Raw genomic sequence first — 15,448 nt, forward strand, 5'->3', positions numbered from 1 at the left:
GCGGTGAAACGGGGTGGTTCGGGCCATTTGCGGGAAAATACGGGATCAACCGGATCGGATGCGTCTCTGATTCGGGAAATGGCGGAAAACTGCGGGTTTCAGGCTGGAACAATGTATGAACGGTGCTAGGGGCAGGGTCTGCGAAATATGAAAAATGGCAAAAGAATCAGGTTATGACCGCATCTTCCCGCAATTTCCCCTTTCCGCCCTGGTACTCCCGCGATAGATTGTTCGCATAGGGACAAGCTTGTCATGTCGCATCCGCGGGGGATGGCACGGTTGGTGTGTGCGCCAATCGCGACGGGAAGCTGTTGTCCGGCGGGCAAGGTGGTGACGGGACGTGGCGGGAGCACCGTCAAACTACTGGGGGCAGGGCTTTTCGCCGCGAGGCGAGAAGAACCGTTTCGTTCTGCCTGCCGATTTCCGCGCCACCGTGAAGGATGCCTCGCAGGGACAGCGCCTGCTCTGCCTTGACCGCCACCACAAGTTCCCCTGCCTCACCGGCTTCGGGCTCTCCCGCGTCGAAACCTTTCCTGCCCGCATCGCCCGCGAAGAGGAAATGGCCTTCAAGCGTGGCGAGGATTTCGACCCCGATACCCGTGCCGCCCAGCTTTATGGTTTCCTGCGTGCCAGTTTTGACGAATCCGGACGTTTCATCCTTCCCGACCATCTGGCCGAGCAGGCGCGCGTGAGCGACGCCCTCTATTTCCACGGCGGCGGTGAATTTTTCACGATCTGGTCGCCTGAAGTCCTGTTCGAAATGGACAGCGGCTGGGACAGCGCCAAGGCGACCTGTCGCGCGCTGCTGGCCGAAGCAGCCCAGAAGGGGAAGCGCAAGTGACCGCCGCTGACACGTCAGCCCCGCACATTCCCGTCCTCCTCGACGAGGTGATGGAGGCGCTCGCCCCTGGGCCCGGCGACGTGATCGTCGATGGCACCTTTGGTGCGGGCGGCTATACCCGGCGCATCCTGTCGACCGGCGCGCGCGTCCATGCCTTCGATCGCGATCCCGACGCGATTGCCGCGGGCCGCCTCTGGCCCGAGACGCAAAAGAGCGATCCGGGGAGCGAGCCGGTGCTGGTGCTCCATCCGCGCCGGTTTTCCGAAATGGCGGCGGCGATGGCGCAGGCGGGCGTCGACAAGGTGCAGGGCGTGGTGCTCGATATCGGGGTCAGCTCGATGCAGCTCGACCAGCGCGAGCGCGGCTTTGCCTTTTCCAGCGACGGCCCGCTCGACATGCGGATGTCGCAGGACGGCATGAGCGCGGCCGATTTCCTCAACGAGGCCGACGAGGCCGAAATCGCCGACGTGCTCTATCTCTATGGCGAGGAGCGCCAGTCGCGCCGGATCGCGCGGGCCATCGTGGCGGCCCGTCCGCTGACCACCACCGGCCAGTTTGCCGCCGTGGTGCGCAAGGCGCTCGGCTATCGGCCCGGCGCGCCCAAAGACCCGGCGACGCGCTCGTTCCAGGCCGTGCGCATCCATGTGAACGGCGAGCTGGACGAGCTGCGCACCGCGCTCGAAGCCGCCGAAGGCCTGCTGGCACCGGGCGGGCGCCTCGTCGTGGTCAGCTTCCACAGTCTGGAAGACCGCATCGTCAAGCAGTTCCTGCGCGAAGCAGCCGGCGCGACGCCTGCCGGTTCGCGCCACCTTCCGCCACAGGCTGCGGCTTTTGCGGCAGTTTTCGACAAGCCTTCGGGGGCGATCCGTCCGGGGGCAGAGGAGGAGGCGCGCAACCCGCGTGCCCGCTCCGCCACCTTGCGCTGGGCGCGGCGAAGTGCCGCCCCCGCGCGCGTGCCTGCCGGGAGAGTGTCGGCATGATCCTGTCTGCCCAGCGCCTGCGTTCGATCGGTTGGCTTGCCCTGCTCGCGGTATGCGGGGCGGCGGTCATGGTGCTTTCGTTCCGGGTCAATGCCTTGCGCAGCCAGGTTCACCGCGCCGAGGGGCAGATCGTCGCGCTCAAGCAGCAGAAGATGTATCTTGAGACCGAGTTCGAGACGCGCGCCAACCAGCAGCAGCTCAAGGCCTGGAACGACCTCGAATTCGGCTATGTCGCGCCCACGGCGGGCCAGTATCTCGAAAACGAGCGCCAGTTGGCCGCGCTCAGCAAGCCTGCCGATCCCGGTGCCCCCGCGCCGATCCGGGTGGCGAGCGTGGATGACACGGTGATCGCTCCGGCGGCTTTTCCCGAACTGTCTGGCAGCACGCAGGCCAAGGGGCTGGCCCGGGCCGAAAACGGCGCTGTGCGCAAGCTGGCCGAAACCCACGAGGCCGAGCCGGTCTCGCATGGCGCGGATGCCAGGGATGCAGACCTCGGGCCGGGCCGCCCGCGTGCGCTCGACCATGCGCAGGAAACGGCGACCCTTGCCGAAAAGCTGGGCACGATTCGCCCTGCGTCAGCGCGCAAGGATGAGGCGCGCGCGTCTGAAAAGACCGCTGCGAAAAAGGCGCATCCGGCCTCCCGCGACGAAAAGGGCGAAAAGCGCGCCCATTCGGCCCCGGCCCATGCGGCAACGGTGGAGAAGGCCCACCCCAAGCCTTCCCGCGAATCCGCCCGCCCGACTAAGGGCGAAAAGAAGGACGCCCGCTCGGGCGGCGAGCACAAGTCGGCCCGCAAGGCAGGAGTGAAAACGAACCGGTGAACCAGCTGAGCGCCTCGGCTGTCATTGCCTCTGGCCGTGGCCAGTTGGCCACCGTGCGCCAGCGTTCGCTGGTGACGGCCAAGAAGCGCGTGCTGCTGGTGGCCGTGGGGTTCGTGTTCCTGACGCTGACCGCGCTGGTCCGCATCGCCCAGCTCGGGCTGTTCGAGCAGGCGCCTGATCGCGGCTCGCTGGCCGATGCGCTGCTGCCCCCGCGCGGCGAGATCACCGACCGCAATGGCGTGGCGCTGGCCCGCGCGTTCCCGTCCTATTCGCTGTGGTTCAATCCCAAGGCGCTGGGCGCGGCGGGCTCGCCGCTGGTCAAGACGCCCGAGGAAGTGGCCCATGCGCTCGTCCAGATTTTCCCCGACGCCGATTACAAGGATCTGGTCGCGCGGTTGAAGTCGGGCCGGGGCAGCTACTTGCGCAAGCGCGTCCTGCCCGAGGAAGCCAACCGAGTCTTCGCGCTGGGCGAGCCCGCGCTCGAATTCCCGCGCGAGAACCAGCGCTATTATCCGCAAGGCTCGCTTGCGGCCAATGTGCTGGGCTATGTCGACGAAGAGGGCAAGGGCCATGTCGGCATGGAGCAGGTGCTCGAACCGCGCCTGCTCGACCCGGCGCGGCGCGGCGAACCGGTGGAACTCTCGATCGACGCGCGCGCGCAAGGGGCGCTCGAAGACGAACTGGCGCGCGGCATGGCCGAGACCGAGGCCAAGGGCGCGGCAGGGATCGTGCTCGATGTCGATTCGGGCGAGGTCATCGCCATGGCTTCGCTCCCGTCCTTCAATCCCAACCGTTCCGACCGCGCATTCAACGATCTGGTGTTCAACCGCGTGTCGAACCAGGTCTACGAGCTGGGCTCGGCCTTCAAGCCGATCACCATCGCCTCGGCCATCGACGCGGGCGTGGTGACCGACCTGTCGGTGCGCTATCCGGCCACCCCGCTCCATATCGCGGGGCGCACGATCCACGACAGCCACGCGTTCGGGGCCTCGCTCAACGTGCCCGAGGCGCTGATCCATTCGTCCAACATCGTGACCGCGCAAGTGGCCGACAAGCTGGGTGGCCCGGCCCTGCGGCGCACGATGATCGCGCTGGGGATGAACCGGCGCCCGACCATCGAGCTGCCCGCGCGCGGCTTCCCGATCTTCCCGCGCGGCGAGAACAAGGCAGGCGACTGGAGCCGGATCACCACGATGACGGTCAGCTATGGCCACGGCATCGCGGTCACCCCGCTCCATCTGGCCTGTGCCTATGCCGCGCTCGTCAATGGCGGGATCTGGCGTCCGGCCACGCTGTTCAAGCTCGATCCCTCGCGCATTCCCGAGGGCGTGCGCGTGTTCAAGGCCTCGACCAGCGCGCGCCTGCGCCAGCTTTTGCGCATGATCGTGGTCGACGGGACGGGCCGCAAGGCCGATGCGCCCGGCTTCCGTGTCGGCGGCAAGACCGGCTCGGCGGAAAAGTCGGCGGCGGGCGGCTATCGCAAGACCTCGCTGGTGGCGACTTTTGCCGCTGCCTTCCCGATGGACAAGCCGCGCTACGTGGTCATCGCCATGCTCGACGAACCCCATGGCACGGCGGCCACGTCGGGCCAGCGCACGGCGGGCTGGAACGCGGCGCCCATCGTGGGCCGCGTGGTGCCGCGCATCGGGCCGCTGCTCGGCGTCGTTCCCGATGCCAGCCGCGACGTGGATATTTCCGACCTTTCGCCGCTGATCGGCAATGGAGATGGTGAATGAATCTGGGTTTGATGGCCAAAGTGGCCGGTCTTGAGCTGGGGGCGCAGGCCGACGGCATCAATGTGACCGGCTTTGCCATCGACAATCGCAAAGTCGCGCCGGGCACCGTGTTCGGGGCCTTTCCGGGCAGTCAGGTCAATGGCGAGGATTTCATTCCCGCCGCGATTGCCGCGGGCGCGGTGGCCGTCGTCGCGCGGCCCCAGGCCGTGGTCGAGGGCGCGCTTCACATCGCCAGCGATGAGCCCCGCCGCCTGTTCGCCCATCTGGCCGCGCCCTTCTTCGAGCCGATGCCCGATGTGGTGGTGGCCGTCACCGGTACCAACGGCAAGACCTCGTGCGTGGAGATGGTGCGCCAGCTCTGGCATGTGGCGGGTTTTTCGGCGGCCTCGATCGGCACGCTCGGGGTGACGACGGCGCAGGAAAGCGTTTCGACCGGGCTCACCACGCCTGACATCGTGACGTTCCTTTCGAACCTCCACGGCCTCGCGCGCGAGGGGGTTTCCCATGTCGCCTACGAGGCGTCGAGCCATGGCCTTTCGCAGTTCCGCAACGAAGGGCCGCGCGTTGTCGCCGGGGCCTTCACCAACCTGAGCCGCGACCATCTCGATTATCACGCCACGATGGAGGCCTATTTCGCCGCCAAGATGCGCCTGTTCGACGAAGTGGTCGGGGATGGCGGTACGGCGGTGATCTGGGCGGACGACGCGTGGAGCGAGGCGGCCATCGGCCATGCGCGTGCGCGCGGGCTCAAGCTGATGACCGTGGGCGGGAAGGGCGAGACGATCCGCCTGCTCTCGCGCACGCCCACGCAACTCGGGCAGGTGCTCGAACTCGAATGCGAAGGCGCCGTTCGCAAGGTGACCCTGCCGCTGATCGGGGCCTATCAGGCGGCCAATGCGCTGGTCGCGGCGGGGCTGGTGATCGCCAGTGGCGGCGATGGCGCGCGCACGCTCGATGCGCTCGGGCGGCTCGCGCCGGTCCGCGGGCGGCTCGAACGCGCGGCGATCAACCGCGCGGGCGCGCCGGTCTATGTCGATTATGCCCATACCCCCGACGCGATCGAGGCGGCGATTGCCGCGCTGCGCCCGCATGTCGGCGGACGGCTGATCACCGTGCTGGGCGCCGGGGGCGACCGCGACAGTGGCAAGCGCGGGCCGATGGGCGCTGCGGCCTGCGCCGGTTCGGACATGGTCATCGTGACCGACGACAACCCGCGCGGCGAAGACGCCGGGCTGATCCGCGCTGCCGTCATGGCCGGATGCACGATTGCCAGCGACGTGCGCGAAGTGGCCGGACGCCGCGCCGCGATTGCCGCCGCCGTGAGCGCGGCAGGCGCGGGCGACATCGTGCTGGTGGCGGGCAAGGGGCATGAACAGGGCCAGATCGTGGGCCGTGGCGAAGCGATGCGGGTGCTGCCGTTCGACGACGTGCAGGTGGCTCGCGAATGCGTGGGAGAACTGACCTGATGAGCGCAACCGCCGCCCTGCTCGCCTGGCCGGTCGAGGCCGAGGACGATACCCCGCTGGCGCTCTGGCGCGCGGAGGAGATCGCGCGGGCAACCGGCGGGCGCGCTTCGGCGCCGTTCGAAGTGGGCGGGGTGGCGTTCGACAGCCGCGAGGTGATGGCCGGTGACCTGTTCCTGGCCCTGCGCGGCGAAAGTGCGGACGGCCACCGCTTTGTCGAGGGGGCGTTTGGCCGGGGCGCGGCGGGCGCGCTGGTCGAGACGCCGGTGCTTCATCCGCACGTTCTGGTCGAGGATACGACCGCCGCGCTCGATGCGCTGGCGCGCGCGGCGCGCGCGCGCGTGGCCCCCGAGGCGCGGATCGTCGGGGTGACAGGATCGGCGGGCAAGACCTCGGTCAAGGAGGCGCTGTTCGCCGCGCTCGACCGCGCCAGCCGGGGCCGCGCGCATCGCTCGGTCAAGAGCTACAACAACCATGTCGGCGTGCCGCTCAGCCTCGCGCGGATGCCCGCGCGCACGCGCTTTGGCGTGTTCGAGATGGGCATGAACCACGCGGGCGAACTGGCTGCGCTCACCCGCCTCGTGCGCCCGCATGTGGCGATCGTCACCACCATCGCGCCCGCGCACATCGGGCATTTTTCGGGCGAGGCGGCCATTGCGCAGGCCAAGGCCGAAATCTTCGAGGGGCTGGAGCCGGGCGGGGTGGCGATCATTCCGGCCGACAGCCCCCATTTTGCGCTTCTGCGCGAGGCTGCGCTGGCCCACACCGGGCCACACGGCGGACGGGTGGTTTCGTTCGGGCGCAGCGATCATGCTGATGTGCGGCTGCTCGATTCGGTTCCCGCCAGCAGCGGCGGCTCGCTGGTGACGGCCCAGCTTGGCGGGTTCGGCGATGGCGCTGACGCGGGCAAGCTGTGCTACACGGTCGCCCCTCCCGGCGATCACTGGGTGATCAATTCGCTCGCGGTCATGGCCGCCGTGCGTGCGGTGGGCGGCGATCTGGGCGCGGCGGGGCTTGCGCTGGCGGAAATGGAAGGGCTGGCCGGGCGCGGCGCGCGCCACCAGGTGCCCGCGCAAGATGGCGACGGCAGCGGCACGGCCCTGCTCATCGACGAAAGCTACAATGCCAATCCGGCCTCGATGGCGGTGACCATCGCCGGTCTTGGCGCCACGCCTGCCACGCGCCGCATCGCGGTGCTGGGCGCGATGCGTGAACTGGGCGCCGACGAGGATCGCTATCACGCCGAGCTGGCTGCGCCGCTGCTGGCCGCGCGGATCGATCATGTCGTTCTGGTCGGCGCGGAAATGGCGGCACTGGCGCGGGCCTTGGGGAAAAACGACGCGCCCTCGCTTGCCGCAGGGCCGCAAGTCTATCATGTGCAAACGAGTGCCGAGGCCGCCGACATGCTCGCCCGGATCGGCATTGCAGGCGGCGACGCCATCCTCGTCAAAGGTTCAAATTCGGTAGGCCTGGGCGCGCTGGTCAAGGCGCTGGTCTCCAAGGAACGGTGAATGCTCTATCTGCTGGCGCACTGGCTGCACTATGAAGGCCTGTCCAATCTCTTCCGCTACCAGTCGTTCCGGGCTGGTGCGGCGCTGCTGACGGCGCTGATGTTCGGGCTGCTGGTCGGCCCGCGCTTCATCCTGATGCTGCGCATGAAGCAGGGCAAGGGCCAGCCGATCCGCGAGGACGGCCCGCAATCGCACCTCGCCAAGCGTGGCACGCCCACGATGGGCGGGCTGATGATCGTCACCTCGCTGGTGATCGGCCTGCTGTTGTGGATGGACCTGTCGAGCCGCTATGTCTGGGCCTGCCTGATCGTCACGCTCGGCTTCGGGCTGATCGGCTTTCTCGACGACTACGACAAGGTCACCAAGTACGCGCACAAGGGTGTTCCGGCCAAAGTCCGCCTGCTGGGCGAATTCGTCGTGGCGGGCATCGCGGCCTGGCTGGTGGTGACCGAAACCAACCTCTATGTGCCGATCTTCAGCAACCTCTACATTCCGCTCGGGCCGTTCTACTTCCTGTTCGCGGCTTTCGTGATCGTGGGGGCGGGCAATGCGGTCAACCTGACCGACGGGCTCGACGGGCTGGCGATCATGCCGGTGATCATTGCCTGCGGCACGTTTGCGATCATCGCCTATCTGGCGGGCCGCGCCGACTATGCGCACTATCTGGGCATTCCCCATGTGCCGGGCGCGGGCGAACTGGCGATCTATTGCGCCGCCGTGATGGGGGCCGGTCTGGCGTTCCTGTGGTTCAATGCGCCGCCTGCCGCCGTGTTCATGGGCGATACCGGCAGCCTTGCGCTGGGTGGTACGCTCGGCGTCATCGCGGTGGCCGCGCATCACGAGATCGTGCTGGCCATCGTGGGCGGCCTCTTCGTGATGGAAGCGGTCTCGGTGATCGTGCAGGTCTTCGTCTACAAGCGGACCGGCAAGCGGGTCTTCCGCATGGCGCCGATCCACCATCACTTCGAACAGCTCGGTTGGAAGGAATCGACCGTGGTGATCCGCTTCTGGATCGTCTCGATCGTGCTCGCGCTGCTCGGCCTTGCCACGCTGAAGGTGCGATGATCGTCTCGCCCGCCTTTGCCGGAAAGCGTTATGCCGTGCTGGGCCTTGCCCGCTCGGGCATGGCGACGGTCGAAACGCTGCTGGCCAGCGGCGCGCAGGTGACCGCGTGGGACGCGCGCGAGGAACCGCGCGTGGCCCTCGAAGGGCGGGTGACGCTGGCCGATCCGCTGGCGATTGATCTGACCGGCTATGCGGGCGTCGTCGTCTCGCCCGGCGTGCCGCTCAACCGCCATCCCATCGCCGCCCATGCGCGCGCGGCGGGGGTGCCGGTGATCGGCGACATCGAACTGTTTTCGCAGGCTCGGGCAAGCCTGCCTGCGCACCGCGTGGTGGCGATCACCGGAACCAACGGCAAGTCGACCACCACCGCGCTGACCTATCACCTGCTCGCGCAGGCGGGCATTCCCGCGCTGATGGGCGGCAATATCGGCAAGCCGATCCTCGAACAGGAGCCGTTGGCCGCAGGCGGCGTCTATGTGCTCGAACTGTCGAGCTACCAGATCGACCTGACCCAGCGGATCGACGCCGACGTGGCCGTCCTGCTCAACATCACGCCCGACCATCTCGATCGCTACGACGGTTTCGAGGGCTATGTCGCCTCCAAGGCGCGACTGTTCGGGATGCAGGCCATGGGCCACCTCGCGCTGGTCGACATGAAGGCCGAGATGGACGAGGACGTGCTGCGCTTTGCCCCCGATGGCGCGACATTCGCGTTCATCGACGGGGTGGAACTGCCCGGCGACCAGGCGCAATGGCCCTCGCTGCAAGGCCCGCACAACCGCGCCAATGCGGCGGCGGCCGTGGGCGCGGTGCGCTATCTGGGCCTGACCGACGAGGTGATCGAGGCCGGCCTGAAAAGCTTTGTCGGCCTGCCTCACCGCATGGAGCGGGTGGCGACGAAGGACGGGGTGCTCTTCGTCAACGACAGCAAGGCGACCAATCCGGCCTCGACCGCGCCCGCGCTGGCCGCGTTCCCGCGCATCCACTGGATTCTGGGGGGCGTTCCCAAGGGCGACGATCTCGATGATTGCGCCCCCCATTTCGGCCATGTCGTCCATGCCTATACCATTGGCGAGGCGGGCCCCCGCTTTGCCGAGATTCTCGAACCGCTGATGCCTGTCACCCGCGCCGAAATGCTGGGCGATGCGGTGCGCGCGGCGATGGAGCAGGCACAGCCGGGCGATGTGATCATGCTCTCGCCCGCCTGCGCCAGCTTCGACCAGTTCCGCGACTACGAGGCGCGAGGAGACCGTTTCCGCCAGATCGTGGCGGCGCTCACGGCGGAAGGCTGAGGTGATGGCGAAGGTTTCGGGGGCGAAGGCCGCGCCTGCTGATTCTGGTGTCGCAGCCGGTGTGTCTGGAGGAACGGCGCCGGTCGTGCGCGATCCTTCCGTGCTGGGTGGCGGACAGGCCCCGCGCATCCGGCGCACGCGCCGCAGCGAGCTGATGATCTGGTGGCGCGAGATCGACCGGGTGTTGCTCGGGCTGGTCATGGCGCTGGTGGTGGTGGGCACGGTCGCGGTGGCGGCGGCCTCTCCGGCCAGCGCGCACCGGCTTTCGACCCATCAGAAAGCACTGGGCGACCTGCACTTCTTCTGGCTGCACTTGCGCTGGCTGGCGGTCGGGCTGGTGGCCATGTTCGGCGCCTCGATGCTGCCCAAGGAGACCGCGCGGCGCGCGGCGATCCTGCTGGCGGCGGTGATGATCGTCGGGCTGATGCTCGTTCCGGTGCTGGGCAGCGAGGTCAAGGGCGCCAAGCGCTGGATTCTGGGCATCCAGCCTTCCGAATTCCTGAAACCGGGCTTTGCCATCGCGGTCGCGTGGATTCTCTCGTGGAAGGTGCGCGACGCGCAGATGCCGGTGATCCGCCTGTCGATGGGGCTGATCGGGCTGGTCAGCGCGCTGCTCATGGCCCAGCCGGACTTCGGTTCGACCGTGCTGTTCTGCGGCGTGTGGTTCGTGCTCGTGCTGCTTTCGGGCCTGCCGCTGTCCCGTGTGGCCTGGGCGATGGTCGGGGGTATCGGCATCGTTGTTGCGGCCTATCTGTTCTATCCCAATGCCACACACCGCATCGACAACTTCATCTCGGGCGGGGCGGAGTTCGATCAGGTCGATCTTGCCATGCGCACGCTGGTGGCGGGCGGGTGGACCGGGGCGGGGCTCTGGCTGGGCGTGCGCAAGAACGCGTTGCCCGAGGCGCATACCGACTATATCTTCTCGGTGATCGGCGAGGAATTCGGGCTTTTGGCCTGCGGTCTGGTGGTGATCCTCTATTGCGCCATCGTGCTGCGTGTCCTGTTGCGGCTGGTCGACGAGGAAGACCTGTTCACGATTCTGGCGGCGACCGGCCTTGTCGCGCAATTGGCGGGGCAGGCCTTCATCAACATCCTCGTCAACCTTCAGCTGTTCCCCTCGAAGGGAATGACGCTGCCCCTGATCAGCTATGGCGGGTCATCGACCATTGCCCTTTTGCTGTCCGTCGGGTTCCTGCTCGCCATAACGCGCCGCAACCCTTATCTGACACGAGAGACCTTTCACCTGGGCGAACTGACGCGCAAATGACCACACACCTGCAACCGGGCGTTTCGCGCCATTTCGTACTGGCTGCCGGCGGGACGGGCGGGCACCTGATCCCGGCCTTTGCGCTGGCGACCGAACTGCACCGGCGCGGCCACCATGTCGCGCTGATTACCGATGCGCGCGGCGCGAAGATTCCCGGCAAGCCCGAGTTCCTGACCGCCCATGTCCTGCCCGCCGGGCGTCTGGGCAAGAACCCGGTTGCGCTGTTCAAGGGCTTGCGGGCGATCTGGCAGGGCCGGGCGATGGCGCTGCGCCTGTTCGAAAGCTTCCAGCCGGCTTGCGTGATCGGCTTTGGCGGCTATCCGGCGCTTCCCGCCCTGCTGGCCGCGCGCGCGGCGCGCATTCCGACCGTGATCCACGAGCAGAACGCGGTGCTGGGCCGGGTCAACCGCTATCTGGCCAAGACCGTCGACGCCATTGCGACGGCCTATCACGAGGTCGACCGGCTGGAGCCGCGCTATGCGGGCAAGGTTCACCTCGTCGGCAATCCGGTGCGCCCGGAAGTTTTGGCCCTGCGCGGCCAGCCGTTCCCCGAATTTACTGAAGACAGCCTGTTCCGAGTGCTGGTGACGGGCGGCAGTCAGGGGGCTTCGGTCCTCGCGCAAGTGGTGCCCGACGGCCTTGCCATGCTGCCCCCTGCGCTGCGCCACCGGCTTCAGGTCACCCAGCAGTGCCGCCCGGAAGACCTTGAGGCCGTGCGCGCGCGCTATGCCGCCCACGAGATTCCCGCCGAACTGGGCACCTATTTCGAGGACATGGCCAGCCGTCTGGCCGATGCGCACCTGTTCGTGGGCCGCGCGGGCGCCTCGACGATTGCCGAACTGACCGCCGTGGGCCGCCCGGCCATCCTCGTGCCGCTGCCCATCGCCACCGACGACCATCAGGCCGCCAACACGCGCGAGATGGTCAAGGCGGGCGGCGCGCGGGCGATCCGCCAGACCGGGTTCACCCCCAAGGAGCTGGCCAAGCAGATTCAGGCCATGGCGATGAACCCCGGCGCGCTGGGCAATGCGGCCCATGGCGCGTGGAATTGCGGCCTTCCCGATGCGGTCGAGGATCTGGCCGATCTGGTCGAGGGTTTTGGCGGGGTGCCGCTGATGGATGTGATCCGGGTGGAAACGCCCGGTGCATCAGTGACGAAAAAGGGCGCGGCCCTGGCTCTGGAGAACGAAGCATGAAGGGCGTCGGTGTCGAGATCGGCACGATCCATTTTGTCGGTATCGGCGGCATCGGCATGTCGGGCATTGCCGAAGTGATGCACAACATGGGCTATGCGGTGCAGGGCTCGGACATGGCGGAAAGCTATGTCGTCGAAGGGCTGCGCGCGCGCGGCATTCCGGTGATGATCGGCCAGCGGGCCGAGAACGTCGCCAATGCGCAGGTCGTCGTCACCTCCACGGCGGTCAGGCGCGACAATCCCGAAGTGGTCGCCGCGCTCGAAGCGCGCATTCCGGTGGTCCGCCGCGCGGAAATGCTGGCCGAGCTGATGCGCCTGAAAAACACCGTGGCCGTGGCCGGCACCCACGGCAAGACGACGACGACCTCGCTGGTCGCCTGCCTGCTCGATGCGGGCGGGGTCGATCCCACCGTGATCAATGGCGGCATCATCAATTCCTATGGCTCGAACGCCCGTCTGGGCGACAGCGAGTGGATGGTGGTCGAGGCCGACGAGAGCGACGGTTCGTTCCTGCGTCTCGATGGCACGATCGCGGTCGTGACCAATATCGACCCCGAGCACCTCGATCACTACGGCTCGTTCGACAAGGTCAAGCGCGCCTTTGTCGAGTTTATCGAGAACGTGCCGTTCTATGGCGCGGCGATGCTGTGCATCGACCATCCCGAGGTTCAGGCGATCATCCCGCAAGTGCGCGACCGCCGCGTGGTGACCTATGGCTTTTCCGCGCAGGCCGACGTGCGCGGCGAGAGCGTGACCCCGATTCCGGGCGGCAACCGCTTTACCGCCGTGCTGCGCCAGCGCGATGGCTCGTTCCAGCGGATCGAGGACATCGTCCTGCCGATGCCGGGCCGTCACAATGTCCAGAACGCGCTCGCGGCCATTGGCGTGGCGGTGGAAATGGGGGTCGAGCATGATCTGATCCGCACCGGCTTTGCCAAGTTCGGCGGGGTCAAGCGCCGGTTTACCCGCGTCGGCACGGTCGAGGTGCCGGGCGGCGAAGTGGCGGTGATCGACGACTATGGCCATCACCCGGTCGAAATCCGCGCGGTGCTGGCCGCCGCGCGCGAAGGCGTGCGGGGCCGCGTGATCGCGGTTGTCCAGCCGCACCGCTTCACCCGCCTGCGCGACCACATGGACGATTTCCAGGCCGCCTTCCACGATGCCGACATGGTCTATGCCGCCCCGGTCTATGCTGCGGGCGAGCAGCCCATCGAGGGGATCGACAGCGCCGCGATGGTCGAGGGGATCAAGGCGCGCGGCCACCGCGCGGCCTTCCAGATCGCCGGGGCCGATGCGCTCGCTGCCGAACTGGCGCCCCAGCTTCAGCCCGGCGACATGATCGTGTGCCTTGGCGCGGGCGACATCACCAAGTGGGCCGCCGGTCTGGCCGGTGCGATCACCGCGCTTCGGGAACAGGCATGAGCGAGAGCGCGCTTCCTCCTGTTCGTGGCAAGCTGACGGCGCAGGCGCCGCTGGCGCCGCTCGTCTGGTTCAAGGCGGGCGGGGCGGCGGACTGGCTGTTCGAGCCAAAAGACGTTGCCGATCTTCAGGATTTTCTCGCCGCGCTTGCGCCTGAAGTGCCGGTCATGGCGCTGGGGCTGGGTTCCAACCTGATCGTGCGCGATGGCGGGGTGCCGGGCGTGGTGATCCGTCTGGGCAAGCCTTTTGCCAAAGTGAACGCCAGCGACGCGGTGACGCTGACCTGCGGGGGTGGGGCCTCGGGCATTCTGGTCTCGTCCACCGCGCGCGATGCAGGGATCGCGGGGCTCGAGTTCCTGCGTTCGATTCCGGGCACCGTGGGCGGCTTCGTGCGAATGAACGGCGGGGCCTATGGCCGCGAGGTCAAGGACGTGCTGGTCGATTGCGAGGTCGTGGACCGCAAGGGCCAGCTTCATACGCTGGGCCTTGCCGATCTGGGCTATACCTATCGCCATTCGGACCTTGCCGATGGCATGGTCGTCGTTGCCGCACGGTTCCGGGGCGAACCGGGCGAGCCTGAGGCCATTCAGGCCGAGATGGACCGCATTTCCGCCGCGCGCGAGGCCTCGCAACCGCTGCGCAGCAAGACCGGCGGCTCGACCTTCAAGAACCCTGATGGCCATAAGGCCTGGGCGCTGGTCGATGCGGCGGGCTGCCGGGGGCTCACCCTTGGCGGCGCGCAAGTGAGCGAAAAGCACACCAATTTCCTCATCAACACCGGCGAGGCCACCAGCAGTGAAATCGAGGCGCTGGGCGAAGAGGTCCGTTCGCGGGTAAAACAGACGCAAGGCGTGGAGTTGGAATGGGAAATCAAGCGAGTGGGGCGCCCGTGACGCTGCCCCGGCTTCATGTGGCGGTCCTCATGGGCGGCTGGTCGAGCGAACGCGCGGTCTCGCTGACCAGTGGCGAGGGCGTGGCCAGCGCGCTCGAAGGGCGCGGGCACACCGTCACCCGGATCGACATGGGCCGCGACGTGGCGCAGAAACTGGCCGAGGCCAAGCCTGACGTGGTGTTCAACGCGCTCCACGGCACGCCGGGCGAAGACGGCACCGTGCAGGGCATGATGGACCTCATGGGGCTGACCTACACCCATTCGGGCCTTGCCACCTCGGTCATCGCCATCGACAAGGAACTGACCAAGCAGACGTTGGTCCCCCACGGCATCCCGATGCCCGGCGGGCGCGTGGTCAAGACCGCCGACCTCTACCAGCGCGATCCGCTGGCGCGGCCCTATGTCCTGAAACCCGTCAACGAAGGCTCGTCGGTAGGCGTGGCCATCGTCACGGCGGAGGGCAACCACGGCAACCCGATCAGCCCCGACGCGTCCGGCCCCTGGCAGGAATTCGACGAACTGCTGGCCGAGCCGTTCATCCGTGGCCGCGAACTGACCACGGCGGTGCTGGGCGACAAGGCCCTGATGGTCACCGAACTCAAGCCCAAGTCGGGCTTCTACGATTTTGCCGCCAAGTATACCGACGGCATGACCGAACATGTCTGCCCGGCGGAAATCCCCGACGCAATCGCGCAGGCCTGCAAGGACATCGCCCTGCGCGCGCACCAGCTTCTGGGCTGCAAGGGCACCAGCCGCTCCGATTTCCGCTGGGACGACGAGCGCGGCGTCGAGGGGCTGTTCCTGCTTGAAGTGAACACCCAGCCGGGCATGACGCCCTTGAGCCTCGTGCCCGAACAGGCGCGCCATCTGGGCATGGACTATCCCGATCTGGTCGAGGCGATTCTGGCCGAGGCGCTGGCCGATGCCGCCGCCGCCGCGGCCCGGAAGAAGCAGGCGGGCTGA

The 15,448-nt window shown here is 67.7% G+C and carries 13 protein-coding genes; all 13 read left to right on the top strand.

Annotation, left to right across the window (positions count from 1 at the left end; all coding sequences use genetic code 11):
• The first annotated feature begins 340 nt into the window (after positions 1–340).
• Genes SBI20_RS14915 through SBI20_RS14975 form a run of 13 tightly spaced genes read left to right on the top strand, consistent with a single transcriptional unit; the run spans position 341 to position 15,448 of the window.
• Entirely contained in the window at positions 341–841 is a 501-nt protein-coding gene (locus SBI20_RS14915) for a division/cell wall cluster transcriptional repressor MraZ (RefSeq protein ID WP_317975755.1), read from the top strand.
• Positions 838–1,821: a 16S rRNA (cytosine(1402)-N(4))-methyltransferase RsmH gene (gene rsmH, locus SBI20_RS14920; RefSeq protein ID WP_317975756.1), complete on the top strand. Its 984-nt coding sequence runs from the start codon at positions 838–840 to the stop codon at positions 1,819–1,821. The genes SBI20_RS14915 and rsmH overlap by 4 nt, the downstream gene beginning before the upstream one ends.
• Complete coding sequence (locus tag SBI20_RS14925) at positions 1,818–2,642, top strand: hypothetical protein (protein ID WP_317975757.1); 825 nt, start codon at positions 1,818–1,820, stop codon at positions 2,640–2,642. Before rsmH ends, SBI20_RS14925 begins: the two co-directional genes overlap by 4 nt.
• The gene (locus tag SBI20_RS14930; protein ID WP_317975758.1) at positions 2,639–4,378 is read left to right on the top strand and encodes a peptidoglycan D,D-transpeptidase FtsI family protein; all 1,740 of its coding nucleotides are present in this window, start codon (positions 2,639–2,641) and stop codon (positions 4,376–4,378) included. Before SBI20_RS14925 ends, SBI20_RS14930 begins: the two co-directional genes overlap by 4 nt.
• The gene (locus SBI20_RS14935; protein ID WP_317975759.1) at positions 4,375–5,844 is read left to right on the top strand and encodes a UDP-N-acetylmuramoyl-L-alanyl-D-glutamate--2,6-diaminopimelate ligase; all 1,470 of its coding nucleotides are present in this window, start codon (positions 4,375–4,377) and stop codon (positions 5,842–5,844) included. Before SBI20_RS14930 ends, SBI20_RS14935 begins: the two co-directional genes overlap by 4 nt.
• Complete coding sequence (locus SBI20_RS14940) at positions 5,844–7,352, top strand: UDP-N-acetylmuramoyl-tripeptide--D-alanyl-D-alanine ligase (RefSeq protein WP_317975760.1); 1,509 nt, start codon at positions 5,844–5,846, stop codon at positions 7,350–7,352. The genes SBI20_RS14935 and SBI20_RS14940 overlap by 1 nt, the downstream gene beginning before the upstream one ends.
• The gene (gene mraY / locus SBI20_RS14945) at positions 7,353–8,417 is read left to right on the top strand and encodes a phospho-N-acetylmuramoyl-pentapeptide-transferase (RefSeq protein ID WP_317975761.1); all 1,065 of its coding nucleotides are present in this window, start codon (positions 7,353–7,355) and stop codon (positions 8,415–8,417) included.
• Positions 8,414–9,709: a UDP-N-acetylmuramoyl-L-alanine--D-glutamate ligase gene (murD, locus tag SBI20_RS14950; RefSeq protein WP_317975762.1), complete on the top strand. Its 1,296-nt coding sequence runs from the start codon at positions 8,414–8,416 to the stop codon at positions 9,707–9,709. The genes mraY and murD overlap by 4 nt, the downstream gene beginning before the upstream one ends.
• A 4-nt stretch (positions 9,710–9,713) precedes the next feature.
• The gene (locus SBI20_RS14955) at positions 9,714–10,979 is read left to right on the top strand and encodes an FtsW/RodA/SpoVE family cell cycle protein (protein WP_317975763.1); all 1,266 of its coding nucleotides are present in this window, start codon (positions 9,714–9,716) and stop codon (positions 10,977–10,979) included.
• Positions 10,976–12,175 carry an undecaprenyldiphospho-muramoylpentapeptide beta-N-acetylglucosaminyltransferase gene (gene murG / locus SBI20_RS14960; RefSeq protein ID WP_317975764.1) on the top strand — a complete coding sequence of 400 codons (1,200 nt, stop codon included), beginning with the start codon at positions 10,976–10,978 and terminating at the stop codon, positions 12,173–12,175. Before SBI20_RS14955 ends, murG begins: the two co-directional genes overlap by 4 nt.
• Positions 12,172–13,596, top strand: a complete 1,425-nt coding sequence (gene murC, locus SBI20_RS14965) for a UDP-N-acetylmuramate--L-alanine ligase (protein ID WP_317975765.1) — start codon at positions 12,172–12,174, stop codon at positions 13,594–13,596. Before murG ends, murC begins: the two co-directional genes overlap by 4 nt.
• Positions 13,593–14,486: a UDP-N-acetylmuramate dehydrogenase gene (gene murB / locus SBI20_RS14970; protein ID WP_317975766.1), complete on the top strand. Its 894-nt coding sequence runs from the start codon at positions 13,593–13,595 to the stop codon at positions 14,484–14,486. The genes murC and murB overlap by 4 nt, the downstream gene beginning before the upstream one ends.
• Positions 14,483–15,448, top strand: coding sequence for a D-alanine--D-alanine ligase (locus tag SBI20_RS14975; RefSeq protein WP_317975767.1), 966 nt, complete (start codon positions 14,483–14,485; stop codon positions 15,446–15,448). Before murB ends, SBI20_RS14975 begins: the two co-directional genes overlap by 4 nt.

Source organism: Novosphingobium sp. IK01 (assembly GCF_033242265.1).
GTDB classification, from domain to species: Bacteria; Pseudomonadota; Alphaproteobacteria; order Sphingomonadales; family Sphingomonadaceae; genus Novosphingobium; species Novosphingobium pituita.

Bases quoted from the DNA above. Each gene is read 5' to 3' on its own strand.
- murD (WP_317975762.1), top strand. From the start codon at position 8,414: ATGATCGTCTCGCCCGCCTTTGCCGGAAAGCGTTATGCCGTGCTGGGC.
- SBI20_RS14925 (WP_317975757.1), top strand. From the start codon at position 1,818: ATGATCCTGTCTGCCCAGCGCCTGCGTTCGATCGGTTGGCTTGCCCTG.
- SBI20_RS14940 (WP_317975760.1), top strand. From the start codon at position 5,844: ATGAGCGCAACCGCCGCCCTGCTCGCCTGGCCGGTCGAGGCCGAGGAC.
- murC (WP_317975765.1), top strand. From the start codon at position 12,172: ATGAAGGGCGTCGGTGTCGAGATCGGCACGATCCATTTTGTCGGTATC.
- SBI20_RS14955 (WP_317975763.1), top strand. From the start codon at position 9,714: ATGGCGAAGGTTTCGGGGGCGAAGGCCGCGCCTGCTGATTCTGGTGTC.
- mraY (WP_317975761.1), top strand. From the start codon at position 7,353: ATGCTCTATCTGCTGGCGCACTGGCTGCACTATGAAGGCCTGTCCAAT.
- SBI20_RS14935 (WP_317975759.1), top strand. From the start codon at position 4,375: ATGAATCTGGGTTTGATGGCCAAAGTGGCCGGTCTTGAGCTGGGGGCG.
- murB (WP_317975766.1), top strand. From the start codon at position 13,593: ATGAGCGAGAGCGCGCTTCCTCCTGTTCGTGGCAAGCTGACGGCGCAG.
- murG (WP_317975764.1), top strand. From the start codon at position 10,976: ATGACCACACACCTGCAACCGGGCGTTTCGCGCCATTTCGTACTGGCT.